This window comes from Kineococcus rubinsiae, assembly GCF_011839805.1.
Taxonomy (GTDB): Bacteria; Actinomycetota; Actinomycetes; order Actinomycetales; family Kineococcaceae; genus Kineococcus; species Kineococcus rubinsiae.
This window is the reverse complement of the sequence record NZ_VWPY01000026.1, coordinates 1-14,715: the sequence shown is the minus strand read 5'-3', so window position 1 is coordinate 14,715 and position 14,715 is coordinate 1. Positions and strand designations below refer to the sequence as shown.

Sequence of the window (14,715 nt, the reverse complement as noted above, 5' to 3'; positions counted from 1 at the left end):
GTTTCGATCGGTTCAGCAGGGACGGGTCAGGCGGAACGACGGATGCGGGTCCCGTAGCGGGCCTCGAACCCGAGGTTGCGGTCGTGGCCGCCGGGCACGTTGGCGGAGACGTACAGCGGGGCCTCGGCCCCGGCGGCCGTGAGGGCCGCGGTGGTGGCGATGGTCAGCAGCTGCGCCAGGTAGGCGGAGGTGATGGAGGAGACGGCGCCCACGGTCACGTCCCCGATCGAGTCCAGGGTCGCGTCGCCCAGCGGGGCCCGGTTGTCGAGCACCACGTCGGCGACCTCGCTGAGCCGCAGCCCGCTGGGGTGCAGGGCCGGCACGGCCGCCGTGTGCAGCAGGCTGGTCACGGCGATGACGGGGTGCCCGTGCTCCTTGGCCAGCAGGGCGAGACCGACGATCGAGCCGTTGACGCCGGAGTTCGAGGCGATGACGAAGACGTCGTGCTCCTCGCGCTCGACCGTCGCGAACAGGTCCGCGGCGATGTCCGGGTCGCGCTCCAGCGGCGGCTCGCCGAACAGCTCGCGCAGCTCGTGGGAGCCGACGAGGACGGCGTCGCGCAGGGCGATCTTGTTGGTCGGGATGAGCCCGCCGGCGCGCCCGGCCATCTCCATGGCGAACGCCTCGGAGTGCCCGGTGCCGAAGGCGTGCACGACCCCGCCTGCGGCGACGCAGTCCGTCAGCAGCCGGACGGCCTCGTCCAGGCCGCCGGCCGAGGCGTCGTCGGTGATGTCGGCCAGCCGGCGCGCGACCTCCCCCTGGAACGCCTGGAAGTGCGGTGCGGAACCGGTCACGGGAATCCTCCAGACGTGGTCACCGGGGCGCCTGCGGAGCAGCCCCTGCGTGGTCGTTGCGTTGCGCTCATTCACGCTCTAGCGTGGTGGTGGATGAAGCATTCAAGTCTCCGGATGCCGTGTCAAGGACTTCAGGCTTCTGTAACCGGAGCGTCATGTGGCGGGGCGCCTCATCCGGCTCCCGGCCCGGTGGTCGTGGCGCGGGGCGCAGTCGCGGGACGAACCGGAGGTGGGCGTCGTGACGCAGGTGCACGTGCGCGAGGAGGACCCGGTCCAGCTCATCGAGCGGGTGCGGCCGGCGCTGTCGCCGTCCCTGCGCCGGGTCGCCGACCTGGTGCTGGCCGAGCCCGGGCTCGTCGAGGAGTGCTCCGCGGCGGAGCTCGCCCGCCGCGCGGGTTCCTCGCAGGCGGCCGTCACGCGGTTCTGCCAGGCGCTGGGCCTGGACGGCTACCAGTCGCTGGTGCTCGAGTTCGTCCGCGAGCACGGCCGCCGGGCCCGCGACTCGTTCCTGGGCGGTTCCCCGCTGGGCGGGGAGATCCTCCAGGGCGACGACCTCGACCGCGTCGTCGCCGTCGTCAGCTCGGCCGACATCCGCGCGCTGCAGGAGACCGTCCGCTCCCTGGACCACCGCGCCCTCGAGCGCGCGGCGCAGGCGATCGCCCGCGCCGGCCGCATCGACGTCTACGGCGTGGGCGGCAGCTCCACGATGGCCGCCGACGCGGAGATGCGGCTGTTCAGCATCGGGTGCACGGCCCGCAGCTGGAGCGAGGTGCACGCCGCCACCACCTCCGCCGCGCTGCTGACGGCCGCCGACGTCGCCATCGGCATCTCCGACTCGGGCTCGACGCGCGAGGTCTGCGAACCTCTCGAGACGGCGGGGCGGCGCGGCGCGACGACCATCGCGCTCAGCCGCGACCCGGGCTCGCCGCTGGCGATGCTGGCCGACGTGAGCCTCACCGTGACGGGGTCGTCGACGGGGTTCCGCGACGGCCCCATGGCCAGCCGGCACTCGCAGCTGCTCATCGTCGACTGCCTCTACGTGCGGGTCGCGCAGCTGACCCACGGCCGGGCCACCGCGGCGCGCCGGCTCACCGAGCACATCCCGCTCGACCACGTCGTCGCGGGCGGCCGGGCCCAGCGCCGGCGCCGCGGCTGAGGGCCCCCGGCTCCGGTCGGGCGGCTGCGCCCCGTCGGATGTCCACGGTCCGGTGGCCGGGCCGCGGGCGACTATCGTGTGCGCACGTGCCGCCCCCCGAGGACCAGCCCGACGCCCCCGTCCGCGTCGTCGTCCTCGCCTCCGGGTCGGGCTCGACGCTGCAGGCCCTGCTCGACGCGCACGACCCCGCCTTCACCGTCGTCGCCGTCGGCTCCGACCGGCCCGACGCGGTCGCGCTGCGCCGGGGCTCCGACGCCGGGGCCGAGACCTTCGTCGTGCCGCCGCGCGAGCACGCCGACCGCGCCGCGTGGGACCGCGCGCTGACGGAAGCCGTCGCGGCGCACCGCCCGGGGCTCGTCGTGCTCGCGGGGTTCATGCGGATCGTCGGCGCCCCGCTGCTCGACGCGTTCGGCGGGCGCATCCTCAACACCCACCCGGCGCTGCTGCCCGCCTTCCCCGGCGCGCACGCCGTCCCCGACGCGCTCGCCCACGGCGTGCGGGTCACCGGCTGCACCGTGCACCTCGTCGACGCCGGCGTCGACACGGGCCCGATCCTCGACCAGGCGGCCGTCCGGGTCCTGCCCGGCGACGACGAGGCGAGCCTGCACGAGCGCATCAAGCAGGCCGAGCGCGTGCTGCTCGTCGAGGTCGTCTCCCGGCTCGCCCGCGAGCGGCGCGACGACCCCGCGCTCCGACGCTCCTGAGCGCACCCCCGAACCGCACGACCGCACCGCACGACCGACCTGCAACACCGACCCGAGAGGACCACCCGGAGCCGATGGCGGACACCGCGAGCACCGAGAAGCAGCCCGTGAAGCGGGCGCTGGTCAGCGTCTACGACAAGACCGGGCTGGAGGACCTCGCCGCCGGGCTGCACGCCGCGGGCGTCGCGATCGTCTCGACCGGGTCCACCGCCTCGCGGATCGCCGCGACCGGCGTCCCCGTCACCCCGGTGGAGGAGCTCACGGGCTTCCCCGAGTGCCTGGACGGGCGGGTCAAGACCCTGCACCCGCGGGTGCACGCCGGGATCCTCGCCGACCGGCGGCTGCCCGACCACGTCCGCCAGCTCGCGGACCTCGGGATCGAGGCGTTCGACCTCGTCGTCGTGAACCTCTACCCCTTCGCGGAGACCGTCGCCTCGGGCGCGGAACCCGACGCCGTGGTCGAGCAGATCGACATCGGCGGGCCGTCGATGGTCCGCGCCGCGGCGAAGAACCACCCGAGCGTGGCCGTCGTCGTCGACCCGGCCCGCTACGGCGACGTGCTCGCCGCGGTCGCCGCGGGCGGTTTCGACCTGCCCGCCCGCCGCCGCCTCGCGGCCGAGGCGTTCGCCCACACCGCGGCCTACGACACGGCGGTCGCCGGGTGGTTCGCGGAGCAGACCCTGGCCGACGACGAGCAGGGCTGGCCCGCGGTGACGGGCAGCGCGCTGACCCGCTCGGCCGTCCTGCGCTACGGGGAGAACCCCCACCAGCAGGCCGCCGTTTACTCCGACCCCACCTCGGTGCCCGGCATCGCGCAGGCGGTGCAGCTGCACGGCAAGGCGATGTCGTACAACAACTACGTGGACGCCGACGCCGCGCTGCGGGCGGCGTTCGACTTCACCGGCCCGGCCGTCGCGATCATCAAGCACGCCAACCCCTGCGGCATCGCCGTGGGTTCCGACGTGGCCGACGCGCACGCCAAGGCCCACGCGTGCGACCCGGTGTCCGCCTACGGCGGCGTGATCGCCGCCAACCGCGAGGTGTCCGCGGCGATGGCGGCGCAGGTCGCCGACGTGTTCACCGAGGTCGTCATCGCGCCCGGGTTCTCCGCGGAGGCCCAGGAGGTGCTGCAGCAGAAGAAGAACGTGCGCCTGCTGCAGCTGCCGGAGGGCTACGCCCGGCAGGCCACCGAGTGGCGCCAGGTCTCCGGCGGGGTGCTCGTGCAGACTCTGGACCGGATCGACGCGGTCGTCGAGGCGGCCGAGGGTGAGCCGGGCGGCGACGAGCCGTCCCGGTGGGCGCTCGTGAGCGGCGAGGCCGCCGACGAGGCCACGCTCGCCGACCTGGCCTTCGCCTGGCGGGCCGTGCGCTCGGTGCGCTCCAACGCGATCCTGCTCGCCGCGGGCGGTGCCTCCGTCGGCGTCGGCATGGGTCAGGTCAACCGGGTCGACTCCTGCCGCCTGGCGGTCGACCGGGCCGGGGCGGAGCGTGCCACGGGCGCCGTGGCCGCCTCCGACGCGTTCTTCCCCTTCGCCGACGGGGCGCAGATCCTCATCGACGCGGGCGTGAAGGCGATCGTCTCGCCCGGCGGGTCCATCCGGGACGCGGAGGTCGTCGCGGCCGCCGCGGCGGCCGGCGTGACGCTCTACTTCACGGGGTCGCGGCACTTCGCGCACTGAGACCGCCTGCCACGCAGCACGGGCCCGTCCGCGGCAGCGGACGGGCCCGTGGTGCGAGCGGAGGTGGGTCAGTCGGTCGTGGACCCACCGGTCGGCGTGACGCCCGCGGCCGCGAGCAGGAACGCCGTGCCGTTGGGCTGGCCGACGCCGGTCACGTCGTCGTAGCCCTTGCGGACGAAGATCGACTGCTTGTCGTTGATCGAGCGCAGCGTCGTCGTCGTGCCGCCCGAGGCGTCGACCCCGTTGGTGAAGTCGACCCGGACCACGGCGCGCAGCTTCTTCGACGCCGAGTCGTGGTAGGCCGAGGTGCCCGCCAGGTCGTAGAGGAAGTAGTTCGCGAAGCCGCGCGGGCGGCCGGCGATCTGGTCACCCAGCGCCATGATCCCGGCGACGACGGGGGAGGCGAGGCTGGTCCCGCCGATGCGGTACTCGCCGTACTTCACGGAGCCGTCGGGGAAGGTCTGGGTCTGGCCCACGAGCATGCCGGTGTTCGGGTCGCCGATGGCGGAGACGTCGGGCACCGCGCGGCCGGGCTGACCGCCGAAGTACTCCGAGATCGAGGCCGGGACGACGCCCTGCTGGTAGGACGGCTGCGCGAACAGCTGGCTCACGCCTCCGCCGCCGCCGTACTGGTAGGTGCCGGGGAACGCGGGCGTCCAGTTCTTCCCCGTCGCGTCCAGCGCCGAGCGGCCGGTCGACCAGCCGGTCTCGAAGCTGCGCTTGCCGGCCTTGTCGATGCCGATCGAGGTGCCGCCGACGGCGGTCACGAACGGGTCCGAGGCGGGGTAGTCGACCTGGCGGGAACCGGTGTTCGCCGTCTCGTCGCCGTTGTCGCCCGAGGAGAAGTAGACCCCGATGCCCTCGATCGCGGCCTGCACGAAGGTCGCGTGCTGGGCCCCGATGCTCGCCGGGTCGAGGTCTTCGCCGGTGTCGCCGTAGCTGTTGCTGATGATCGAGGCGAGGTGGCCGTCGACGACCTTGCGCACGGCCATGTCGATGTCGGCGTCCTGGCAGCTCGCGGCGCCGGAGAACAGCACCTTCGCGCCGGGGGCCAGGCCGTGCACGGCCTCGACGTCGAGGGTCTCCTCGCCGTACCAGCCGGACTCGCCGCAGGGGTCGTCGCCGTTGACCGGGTCGGAGTAGCCGTAGCCGTAGGTGTAGGACGCGGGCTTGAGCTCGGAGAACTGGCCCTTGGCGAAGGGCTTGTCGCCGTGACGGGTCGCGTAGGTGTTCGCGTCGGCGAGGATCGTGGGGGAGTTGTAGGCGTCGACGATGGCGACGGTGACCCCGCGGCCGTCGATCTTCGCGGACGAGTTCTGCACCTTCTGCACGTCGTAGGCCGAGCGCAGCTGGGAGGGGACGTAGCCGCAGGGTGCGTACGGCACGACCTGGCCGTCCGCCGTCGGCAGCGTCGTGGCGAGCTTCTCGCCGAAGTAGGTGCTGCAGGGTCCGGAGTTCACGAAGGCGGGGCTGGGCGGGGCGGGGGAGGACTTCGTGACCGGGGCCTGCGTGAGGCCCTGCACCGCACCGACGAGCGGGGCCAGCTGCGTGGGCAGCTTCACCTCGGCCGCGTTGGCCCGCACCACCTTCCCGTCGACCTCGTACTGCTTGAGGTCGACGCCGAACAGGGACTCGGCCTTGGCCGCGGTGACGGCGATGCTCACGTAGCGGTTGGTCGGCGAGGTCGCGGTGACGTGGACGCCCTTCGACGTCAGGTAGCTGACGACGGAGCGGACGGAGGCGTCCGTCGCCGCGAAGCGCTTCGCGTACTCGGCGGGGGACAGGAACGCGCCGTGCTGGGCGCTGGACGGGTCGGACACCGCGGCGGCGAGCGCCTCGGCGCCGGCCGCGTCGCGCAGCCGCAGGTCCAGCGTGAGGGACAGCGGGGTGGCGGCGGGGGTGTCCGCGACGGCGCGGCTGGTCTCGGTGAAGGAGGCCCGGGAGCCGGAGAGCAGCGTGACCCCGGGGGTGTCGGCCGCGACGGCGGCGGAGGCGAAGAGGGGGACGGCCAGGGCGGCCGCGGTGCCGGTGAGCACCGCACGGTGGAGAGGGCGCAAGAGGTGACTCCCGTGGAGGTTCTGCAGGGCAACTACTCGGTGCGCCGGACAGTAGGCGTTCCGCGGCCCCAGCTCTAGACCATCCGTCACGACACGTCGCAGCCCGTGCCCTCGTGTGGCGTTCGGGGGTGCCGGCGCCCCTCCGGCCGACCGCGCCGGGCACTAGCCTTCCCCCGTGGCCGACCCTGCCGAGCGCGTGCGACCCCCCGGCGGCGCGGTGCTGGTCGCCCTCGTGGCGGGGGTCGCGCTGGCGCTGGCGCTGACGTGGATCGCCGGGCCCACCGCGGGAGGCGTCGTGCTCGGCGCGGACCTCGCCACCGCGGCCGTCCTGCGGCTGGTCCTGCCCGTCCGGGTCGCCGGCGCGCTGGCCGTGCGCTCGCGGCCCGTCGACGTCCTCGTGCTGCTCGTCCTCGCCGTGGCCTGCACGTCCCTCGCGTGGGTGCTGCCCGTCGAGCCGTGAGGCCCCCCGGGCGCCGTCCCCGCGCCCGCCCGCCCGGATCTGCGGTGAGGACCCCCGGCGGCGCCGGCGGGGGCTATGGTGGTGCCCGCCATCCAGAGCGGCCGAGAGACCTGGCTCGTCGACGCCGCAGCAACCGTGGGAGACCACAGGTGCTACCGCCAGGACCGATGGGAGAGGAACACCATGTCCGAGCTGAAGTTCGCCTACTGGGTCCCCAACGTCTCCGGCGGGCTCGTGGTCTCGACCATCGAGCAGCGCACGAGCCACGACCCGGCCTACAACATCGAGGTCGCCAAGGCGGCCGAGCGCGTGGGTTTCGAGTACGCCCTGACGCAGGTCCGCTACGCGGCCTCCTACGGCGCGGACGCGCAGCACGAGTCCACCTCGTTCTCCCTCGCGCTGCTGCTGGCGACGCAGCGGCTGAAGGTCATCGCCGCGGTCCACCCCTACTTCTGGCAGCCCGGCGTCCTCGCGAAGTTCGCCGCGACCGCGCAGGAGCTCACCGACGACCGGCTCGCGCTGAACGTCGTCTCCGGCTGGTACAAGGGCGAGGCGACCTCGCTGGGCGTCCCGTGGCTGGAGCACGACGAGCGCTACCGCCAGTCCGAGGAGTTCATCGAGGTCCTCCGCGGCGTGTGGACCCAGGACGGGTTCAGCCACTACGGAGACTTCTTCCAGGCCCGCGACATCACCTTCCGCCCGCAGCCGCGGTCCCAGCCGGAGATCTTCCAGGGCGGCAACTCCGATGCGGCGCAGGCCATGGCGAGCCGGGTGAGCGACTGGTACTTCATGAACGGCAAGTCCGTCGCCGGGGCCGCCGAGCAGGTGCGTGACGTCCGCGCCCACGCCGAGCGCGCGGGGCGCACCCTGAAGTTCGGGCTCAACGGGTTCGCCGTCGTGCGCGAGACCCGCGAGGAGGCCGAGGCCGTCCTCGAGGAGATCATCGACAAGGCCGACGCCACGAAGGTCGAGGGCTTCCGCGCCTCGGTGCAGCAGGCCGGCAACGCCACCGGCAACCGCAAGGGCATGTGGGCCGACAGCGAGTTCCGCGACCTCGTGCAGTACAACGACGGGTTCCGGACGGGCCTGGTCGGCACGGCCGACGAGGTCGCCCGCCGGATCCTCGCCTACCGGCTCGTCGGCGTGGACCTGCTGCTGCTCGGGTTCCTCCACGTCAAGGAGGAGGTCGAGGCGTTCGGCGAGCTCGTCATCCCCCGCGTCCGCGAGCTCGAGGCCCGGCTCGTGGCCGGCGAGGACCTCGGCCTCGGCGCCGAGCTGGACGAGGCCGTCGCCGCGGCCGGCGGCCCCGCGGCCCCCGCCCTCGTCTGAGCGCGGCCGCCCGGCGGGGCGTGGTGGTCGTCGCGGCGGCGGCGACGTACGGTCAGGTCTCCGCCCCGACCCCCGGAGGTCCCGTGACCGCGCCGCTCCCGCCCTCGACCACCGCGCCCGCGACGGTCGAACTCGTCGTGCTGCTCGACGAGGACGGCACCCCGTGCGGCACCGCGCCCAAGGCCGAGGTGCACCACGCGGACACGCCCCTGCACTTGGCGTTCTCCTGCTGGATCCTCGACGCGGAGGGCCGCACGCTGCTGACCCGCCGGGCCGACGTCAAGAAGACGTGGCCCGGTGCCTGGACCAACAGCTTCTGCGGCCACCCCGGCCCCGGGGAGGACCCGGTGGACGCGGTGCACCGCCGCGCCGCCGACGAGCTGGGGGTCCGCGTCACCGACGTGCAGCCCCTCGTGCCGGACTTCCGCTACCGGGCGGTCATGCCCGACGGGACCGTCGAGAACGAGATCTGCCCCGTGTTCAGCGCGCGGCTGCTCGACGAGCCGGCCCCGGACCCCGACGAGGTCGGCGACTGGCGCTGGTCCCCGATGCACGAGCTGCGCCGCGACGTCGCGGCCGACCCGGCGCCCTTCAGCCCGTGGCTGCTGGAGCAGCTGCCGCAGCTCGACGCCTGACGCCGGGGGTCCGGCGCGGCGGGCCTGACCCGGCGGGCCCGAGGCGGCGGGCATGACCCGCCGGTGGGTGGGCAAGGGGACGGCACACCCCCGCTGAAGGAGACCCCCGTGCAGACCCCCGCCACCCGACCGTTCGCCGTCGTGACCGGTGCCTCCAGCGGCATCGGCCTCGAGCTCGCCAAGCAGTTCGCCGAGGGCGGCTACGACGTCCTCCTCGTCGCCGAGGACGAGGCCGTCCACGACGCGCCCGCCCAGCTCGCCGGCACCGTCTCCGCCGAGGTGCTGCGCACCGACCTCCGCACCGCGGAGGGCGTCGAGCAGCTCTGGCAGGTCGCGACCGCCGGCGGCCGGGCCGTCGACGCCGTCGCCCTGCACGCGGGGGTGGGGGTCAGCGGCACGTTCGTGGACACCGACCTCGACGACGAGCTGCAGATGATCCGGCTCAACGTCGACTCCGTCGTCCGGCTCGCCAAGCACGCGGCCCGGCACATGGTCCAGCGCGGCGAGGGGAAGCTGCTCTTCACGTCCTCCCTCGCGGCCCGGGTGCCCGCCCCGCACCAGGCGGTCTACGGCGCCAGCAAGGCGTTCGTGCAGTCCTTCGCGCAGGCGCTGCGCCAGGAGGTCGAGGGTTCGGGCGTCGTGGTGACCGCGTTCCTGCCCGGCCCGACCGACACGGAGTTCTTCGACCGCGCCGGGGCGCAGGACACGAAGATGGGCCAGACCTCGCTCAAGGACGACCCCGCGAAGGTGGCGAAGCAGGCCTACGCCGCGCTGCAGAAGGGGCGCGACCACGTCGTGACCGGGTCGCTGGCGACCAAGGTCCAGGGGGCCGTGGCCAACCTGCTGCCGAACGCGCTGACCGCCAAGGGCCAGGGCAAGCTCGCCGAGCCCGGTTCCGGCGACTGACCCCCGACCCGCCCCCGCCGTGATCGTGCAGGTGGTCCCTGCACGATCACGGCGGGAGGGTGGGTCAGCCGGGCAGCACGCGGCGCAGGACGCCCTTCGCCGTGGCCCCGGCGCGGTAGGACTGCACGAGCTGGGCGTTGCAGACGATGTTCGCGGCGGCCAGCCCCGGGACGAGCAGCTGGCTCCAGCGCTGCCGGCGCTGCCAGCGGGCGAGCCGGTCGGGTGTGGAGGCGGCGGGACGCGAGATGTCCCGCACCTCCAGCGGCTGCCCGCTCGCCTGGATCTCCTCGGCGATGCTGCCGATGCGGCGCCCGCAGTAGGCGGCGTAGCCCGTGGCGACCGCCCCGGTCAGGACGAAGCCGATCTTCAGCGCCCCCACGCTGCCGTAGCCCTGCTGCGCGGCGATGCGGTTGCCGGACGCGGCCGTGAGCTGGGCGCCGGCGACGAGGACCGCGCCGATGCCCGCCCACTGCGCCGGGGCGAAGCGCCGCCACGCCGACGTCGCGACGCGGATGCGGTCGTAGGGGTCCGGGAGGTCGTTGCCGGCCTTGTTGGCCCCCGCGACCCCCATCACGGACCCCCCGAACCACAGGGCGGAACCCAGGTCGTGCACGGCCTGGGCGGTGGTGTGGTCGTCGGCGCTGCTCATGGGGTCTCCTCGTCTCGCACGGCTGATCGGGTCGTGAGTACCCGCGCGCCCGGCGCCGAAACGGCGGGCACGTCAGCCGCGGCCGTCGGCCTGCCGCTCCTCGGCGATGCGGTGCGGCACCCGCAGCAGGCGCACGGCCGTGACCAGCACGAGCCCGCCGGCGAGGTTGCCGAGCGCGGACCAGCACAGCAGCCCGAACCAGTGCGCGTAGCCGAACGGCGCCCCGACGTGCAGCGCCGCGAACAGCAGCAGCGAGTCCAGGACGCAGTGGAACAGCTGCGCGCCGGCCAGCAGCGCGCCGAAGAGGACCGCCGGGACGAGCTTCACGCCCATGCTGTCGGTCGCGTGCTGCATGCGGGTCATGAGCGTGATGACGGCGCCGGCGAGCACGGCGAGGCAGAAGGACCGCAGGTCGTAGCCCAGGTCGGCGTAGTGCTGCGCGCTGGTCAGGACGGTCGGGTGCAGGTCCGGCAGCGCCTGCACGATGAGCCACGTGATGACCCACCCCGCGAGCAGGTTCGCCACCAGGGTGACGCCCCACAGCCGCAGCAGCTTCGCGACGCTCCCGCGCCGGGCGACCAGCGCGGTCACGGGAACGAGGAAGTTCTCCGTGAAGAGCTCGCTGCGGGCCAGCAGCAGGGCCACGAAGCCGAGGGAGAAGGCGAGCCCCGCCAGCAGCGTGCTGCCCGTCTGGTGCTCGACGACCAGGTAGGCCAGCACACCGGTGCCGACGTCGATGCCGCCGAGGAGGCCGACGCTGACGAGCGGGAGCAGCGGGCGCTCGAGCCGGTCCTCCCCCTCCTCGACCAGGCGGTCGAACGCGTCCTCGACCTCGGGTTCGGGCTCGGCGGGACGCTCGGTGGGGGAGGACGGGCCGGCGGAACCGGTGGGGGTCACGGGTGCTCCTCGGCAGGGGGTCTGACCGCCGTGAGGTACCCGCACCGGGCGCCGGCATGCGGGTGCCCGCGCGCCGGCGTCTAGGGTCAGCCGATGGGGGCCGCGTACTCCTCGTCGGTGACCGGGGTCATCCAGTGCACGACGGCGTGGTCGTCGTCGCCCTCGTTGATGGCCACGTGGACCATGAGCCGATCCGGGCTCGCGCCGTGCCAGTGCTCCTCGTCGGCCTCGAACAGGACGCGATCACCGGGGCGGATCACCTCGACGGGCCCGCCCCGGCGCTGGCAGAGGCCGACGCCCTCGGTGACGAACACCGTCTGGCTCAGCGGGTGGCGGTGCCAGTGCGTGCGGGCGCCGGGCATGAAGTGCACGAGGTTGGCGCTGACCCGCGACGGGTCGGGGGCGCCGGCCACGACGTCGATGTACACGTCGCCGGTGAACCAGTCGGCGGGCCCCTTGACGGTGGCGACGGAGCTGCGGGTGATCTGCACGGTGTTCCTCTCGTGACGGCCCCCGCGGGGGCCGGGTCGGTGACGTCGGGACGACGGGATCAGGCGGCGGGGACGCCCGCCCGGGTGGTGCGGGGCCGGGCCAGGGCCAGGCCCGCGATGGAGACGACGGTGCAGACGATCATCAGCACCGCCATGGGCACCGCGCTGCGCTCACCGCCGAGGCCGGCCAGGGGGGCGACGAGCCCGGCGGCGAGCCACTGCACGAAGCCCAGGACGGCGGAGCCGGTGCCGGGGTGCTCGGGCACCTCCGCCGAGGCCAGCGCCCCGGCGTTGGGCCCGATCAGGCCCGCCGTGGTCATCAGCACGAAGAAGGCGACGACGGCCACGACGAGGGGGGTGTCGAAGAGGAGCGCGCCGGCCAGCATGGCCAGCCCCGCCGCGAGGGCGGGTCCCTGACCCGCGGCGATGACCCGGCGCGTGCGCACCCGGCCGGCCAGGCGGGCGGCGACGAGGGCGGCGAGCGTCATCCCGAGCGCGTTGGCGGCGAAGTCGAGCGAGTAGACCACCGGGGACAGCCCGTTCATCGACTGCAGCACGAAGGCCGAGGTGGAGACGTAGGCGAAGATCGCCCCCATCGAGGCGCCGGCGACCAGGACGTAGCCGACGTAGCGGCGGTTGCGCAGGACCTGGCGCCCGGCCCCCGCGAAGGCCCGCAGGCCGCCGCCGCGCCGCCGGGCGGGGGGCAGGGTCTCGGGCACGACCACCAGGACGGCGAGGACCATCGCCACCCCGAGGCCCGCGAGGGTCCAGAACGAGACCCGCCAGTCCGTCAGCTGCAGGATCGCCGCGCCCAGCAGGGGCCCGGCGATGGGGGCGATCCCGCCGACGGCGGCGATGACGTTGAGCACGCGAACGAGCTGCGCACCCGACGCGAGGTCGACGACCACGGCGCGGGCGACGACCATCGCCCAGCCCCCGGCGAAGCCCTGCACCGCACGGGCGGCCATCATCACGCCGATGCCCGGGGCCAGGGCGCACGCGACGGACGCCGCGGTCAGGACGACCACCGCGGCGACCAGGGGCCGCTTGCGCCCGCGCTGGTCGGAGACGGGGCCGCCGACGAGCTGGCCCAGGGCCATCCCGACGAAGAAGGTCGTCAGCGTCAGCTGGACCTCGGTCGCCGTCGCGGCCAGGTCGTCGGCCACCGCGGGGAACGCCGGGACGTACATGTCGGTGGCCAGCGGGGCGATGGCCGTCAGGAAGACGACCGTCGCCACCAGGGCCGGGGCGATCGCGCCCGTCCCGGCCGGGGCTCCCGCCCGGGAGGCGACGCGCGGCCGGCGCCCCTGCGCGGGGACTCCCGGTGGGGCCTGCTGACCTGCTCCACGCACGCGGACGTTCTCCTCCCTCGACGGCGGGCGACTCCCGGACGGGAGGCCCACGGCACCAGGGAACACCAGGGCCCGGGCGGCCGGGAGTCCCTGCGGGAGCAGGTACCGGCAGGGCACCCCTGGGCACCGCGGCGCGAGGCGTGCCCTGCCGGTACGCCCCTGCTCCGGGACTCCCGCGCCGTGCGCCCGGCACGTTGACTGGCCCGCGGGGCGGCCGCAGCCGCGACTTCCCCGGGCCGACGAGAGGAGTGCCGCCGTGCGAGAGGTCGCCGGGAACACCGACGGGGAGCACGGCCCACCGGTCCGCCCGCCCACCGGTCGCCGGGGGCCGCGCCGGCGGCTCGCCGCGACGTCTCCCGCCGCGGCGCTGGTCGCGGTCCTCGCCGCCGGCTGCGGTGCCGCGTCCCCCGCGTCCCCGGCCGCGGCTCCCGGGACCACCTCTGCCGCGACCACCCCAGGATCCGCGACGACCCCGGGACCCGCGGCGAGCGGGGTCCGGTCCCCGGACCCCGGCGCGGAGGGCGACGTGCGGGTGCGCCTCACCGTCGGCGACGAGGAGCTCGGCGCCACCCTGACCCCGAGCGCCGCGACGCGGGACCTCCTCGCCCAGCTGCCCGTCACGGTCGAGATGGGGGAGCACGGCGGGGTCGAGAAGACGGGTCCGCTGCCGTCGCGCCTGTCCCTGGACGGTCAGCCCGCGGAGGCGGACCCCGACGTGGGGGACGTGGGCTACTACGCGCCGGGTCAGGACCTCGTCCTCTACCACGGCGACCAGTCGTCCTACCCCGGCATCGTCGTGCTGGGGCGGCTGGGCGGCGATGCGGCCGCGCGGCTCGCCGCGCTGAGCGGGCCGGTGTCGGTGACCGTCGCCGCGGGGTGAACGCCCGGCTCAGCCGTCGGCGTCGAGGCGGAGGACGACCGCGCCCGGGATGGAGGCGTGGGCCCCCGGGCCGGGCGTCAGGAGCAGCACCTGCGCGGGTGGCGCGACGAGCCCGAAGACGGCGCCGAGGCGGTGCAGCCGGTCGGGGTCGGAGTGGCCCAGGACGTCGTCGAGGACGACCGGGACCCCGTCGTCGGGGTCGACCAGGGCGGCGCAGGCCAGCCGGGTGAGGACCGCGAGCTGCTCGCGGGTGCCCGTGGACAGGTTCTCGTAGCGCACGGTGCGGCCCGCGAGGGTGCGGCTGACGATGCGGAGGTCGTCGTCGAGCTCGACGCGGAACGTGTCCCCGAAGACCACGGCGCCCAGCGACTCCAGGCGCTCGGAGAACGGCGCGACGTAGCGCTGCCGCGCGTCGGCGCGGTGGCGCTGCAGGACGTCGCGCAGCAGCCGGGCCGCCTCCGCGCGCCGCGTCAGGGCCGCCGCCTCGCGCGTCGCGACCTCGAACGCGGTCTCCGCGGCGTCGGCCGCGTCCTGCCTACCCTCCCGGCCGGCGAACTCGAGGCGGACCGTGACGGTGGCGAGGTCCTCCTCGGTGCGGGCGAGGTCGGCGCCCGCCCGCTCCAGGACCGCCTCGGCGTGGGTGAGCAGCGCGGCTGCGGACCCGCCGTCGGCGCCGGCGAGCTCGGCCGCCGCCGTCGCGGCCGCGGTGCGGGCGGCGGCCAGCGC

15 protein-coding genes and 1 riboswitch are annotated in these 14,715 nt (G+C 75.0%); of the genes, 8 read left to right on the top strand and 7 right to left on the bottom strand.

What is annotated here, in order from left to right; translation table 11 throughout:
* Positions 1 to 26 precede the first annotated feature (26 nt).
* Complete coding sequence (locus F1544_RS13380; protein ID WP_167586153.1) at positions 27 to 794, bottom strand: sugar isomerase domain-containing protein; 768 nt, start codon at positions 792 to 794, stop codon at positions 27 to 29.
* Positions 795 to 1,032: 238 nt separating this feature from the next.
* Between F1544_RS13380 and F1544_RS13375 the strand changes: the two genes are divergently transcribed.
* The 3 genes from F1544_RS13375 to purH all read left to right on the top strand — a co-directional run bounded on the left by F1544_RS13375 (position 1,033) and on the right by purH (position 4,333).
* Positions 1,033 to 1,950 (top strand): MurR/RpiR family transcriptional regulator, encoded by a 918-nt coding sequence (locus F1544_RS13375; RefSeq protein ID WP_208971833.1) that lies wholly within the window; start codon positions 1,033 to 1,035, stop codon positions 1,948 to 1,950.
* A gap of 86 nt (positions 1,951 to 2,036) precedes the next feature.
* Positions 2,037 to 2,654, top strand: coding sequence for a phosphoribosylglycinamide formyltransferase (gene purN, locus F1544_RS13370; RefSeq protein WP_308470061.1), 618 nt, complete (start codon positions 2,037 to 2,039; stop codon positions 2,652 to 2,654).
* A 74-nt stretch (positions 2,655 to 2,728) separates the two neighbouring features.
* Positions 2,729 to 4,333 (top strand): bifunctional phosphoribosylaminoimidazolecarboxamide formyltransferase/IMP cyclohydrolase, encoded by a 1,605-nt coding sequence (gene purH / locus F1544_RS13365; RefSeq protein WP_167586149.1) that lies wholly within the window; start codon positions 2,729 to 2,731, stop codon positions 4,331 to 4,333.
* A gap of 68 nt (positions 4,334 to 4,401) precedes the next feature.
* Here the strand turns inward: purH and F1544_RS13360 are convergent, their stop codons facing one another.
* A complete protein-coding gene (locus F1544_RS13360; RefSeq protein WP_167586147.1) occupies positions 4,402 to 6,369 on the bottom strand; it encodes a S53 family peptidase in 1,968 nt (655 codons plus the stop codon).
* A 196-nt stretch (positions 6,370 to 6,565) separates the two neighbouring features.
* Here F1544_RS13360 and F1544_RS13355 point away from each other — a divergent pair, with 196 nt between their 5' ends.
* From F1544_RS13355 to F1544_RS13340, 4 genes are all read left to right on the top strand, one after another.
* Positions 6,566 to 6,850 carry a DUF3017 domain-containing protein gene (locus F1544_RS13355; protein ID WP_167586145.1) on the top strand — a complete coding sequence of 95 codons (285 nt, stop codon included), beginning with the start codon at positions 6,566 to 6,568 and terminating at the stop codon, positions 6,848 to 6,850.
* A gap of 85 nt (positions 6,851 to 6,935) precedes the next feature.
* Positions 6,936 to 7,024, top strand: a riboswitch (SAM riboswitch).
* Positions 7,025 to 7,033: 9 nt separating this feature from the next.
* Entirely contained in the window at positions 7,034 to 8,179 is a 1,146-nt protein-coding gene (sfnG, locus tag F1544_RS13350; protein ID WP_167586143.1) for a dimethylsulfone monooxygenase SfnG, read from the top strand.
* 83 nt (positions 8,180 to 8,262) lie between these two features.
* Complete coding sequence (gene idi, locus F1544_RS13345; RefSeq protein ID WP_167586141.1) at positions 8,263 to 8,814, top strand: isopentenyl-diphosphate Delta-isomerase; 552 nt, start codon at positions 8,263 to 8,265, stop codon at positions 8,812 to 8,814.
* Between the two features lie 108 nt (positions 8,815 to 8,922).
* Entirely contained in the window at positions 8,923 to 9,720 is a 798-nt protein-coding gene (locus tag F1544_RS13340; protein ID WP_167586139.1) for an SDR family NAD(P)-dependent oxidoreductase, read from the top strand.
* 64 nt (positions 9,721 to 9,784) lie between these two features.
* Here the strand turns inward: F1544_RS13340 and F1544_RS13335 are convergent, their stop codons facing one another.
* From F1544_RS13335 to F1544_RS13320, 4 genes are all read right to left on the bottom strand, one after another.
* Positions 9,785 to 10,369: a hypothetical protein gene (locus F1544_RS13335; RefSeq protein WP_167586137.1), complete on the bottom strand. Its 585-nt coding sequence runs from the start codon at positions 10,367 to 10,369 to the stop codon at positions 9,785 to 9,787.
* Positions 10,370 to 10,441: 72 nt separating this feature from the next.
* A complete protein-coding gene (locus F1544_RS13330; protein ID WP_167586135.1) occupies positions 10,442 to 11,266 on the bottom strand; it encodes a formate/nitrite transporter family protein in 825 nt (274 codons plus the stop codon).
* An 86-nt stretch (positions 11,267 to 11,352) separates the two neighbouring features.
* The gene (locus F1544_RS24555; RefSeq protein ID WP_167586133.1) at positions 11,353 to 11,757 is read right to left on the bottom strand and encodes a (R)-mandelonitrile lyase; all 405 of its coding nucleotides are present in this window, start codon (positions 11,755 to 11,757) and stop codon (positions 11,353 to 11,355) included.
* A 59-nt stretch (positions 11,758 to 11,816) separates the two neighbouring features.
* Positions 11,817 to 13,109: a multidrug effflux MFS transporter gene (locus tag F1544_RS13320; protein ID WP_167586131.1), complete on the bottom strand. Its 1,293-nt coding sequence runs from the start codon at positions 13,107 to 13,109 to the stop codon at positions 11,817 to 11,819.
* Between the two features lie 256 nt (positions 13,110 to 13,365).
* Between F1544_RS13320 and F1544_RS25420 the strand changes: the two genes are divergently transcribed.
* Positions 13,366 to 13,989, top strand: coding sequence for a cyclophilin-like fold protein (locus tag F1544_RS25420; protein ID WP_208971832.1), 624 nt, complete (start codon positions 13,366 to 13,368; stop codon positions 13,987 to 13,989).
* A 9-nt stretch (positions 13,990 to 13,998) separates the two neighbouring features.
* On the opposite strand, the gene F1544_RS13310 is transcribed toward F1544_RS25420, so the two are convergent.
* Positions 13,999 to 14,715, bottom strand: a 717-nt coding sequence (locus tag F1544_RS13310) for an ATP-binding protein (RefSeq protein ID WP_244308559.1), incomplete at its 5' end; no start/stop codon positions are given.

Coding starts and splice junctions, on each gene's coding strand:
- purH (WP_167586149.1), top strand. CDS start 2,729: ATGGCGGACACCGCGAGCACCGAGAAGCAGCCCGTGAAGCGGGCGCTG.
- sfnG (WP_167586143.1), top strand. CDS start 7,034: ATGTCCGAGCTGAAGTTCGCCTACTGGGTCCCCAACGTCTCCGGCGGG.
- F1544_RS13335 (WP_167586137.1), bottom strand. CDS start 10,369: ATGAGCAGCGCCGACGACCACACCACCGCCCAGGCCGTGCACGACCTG.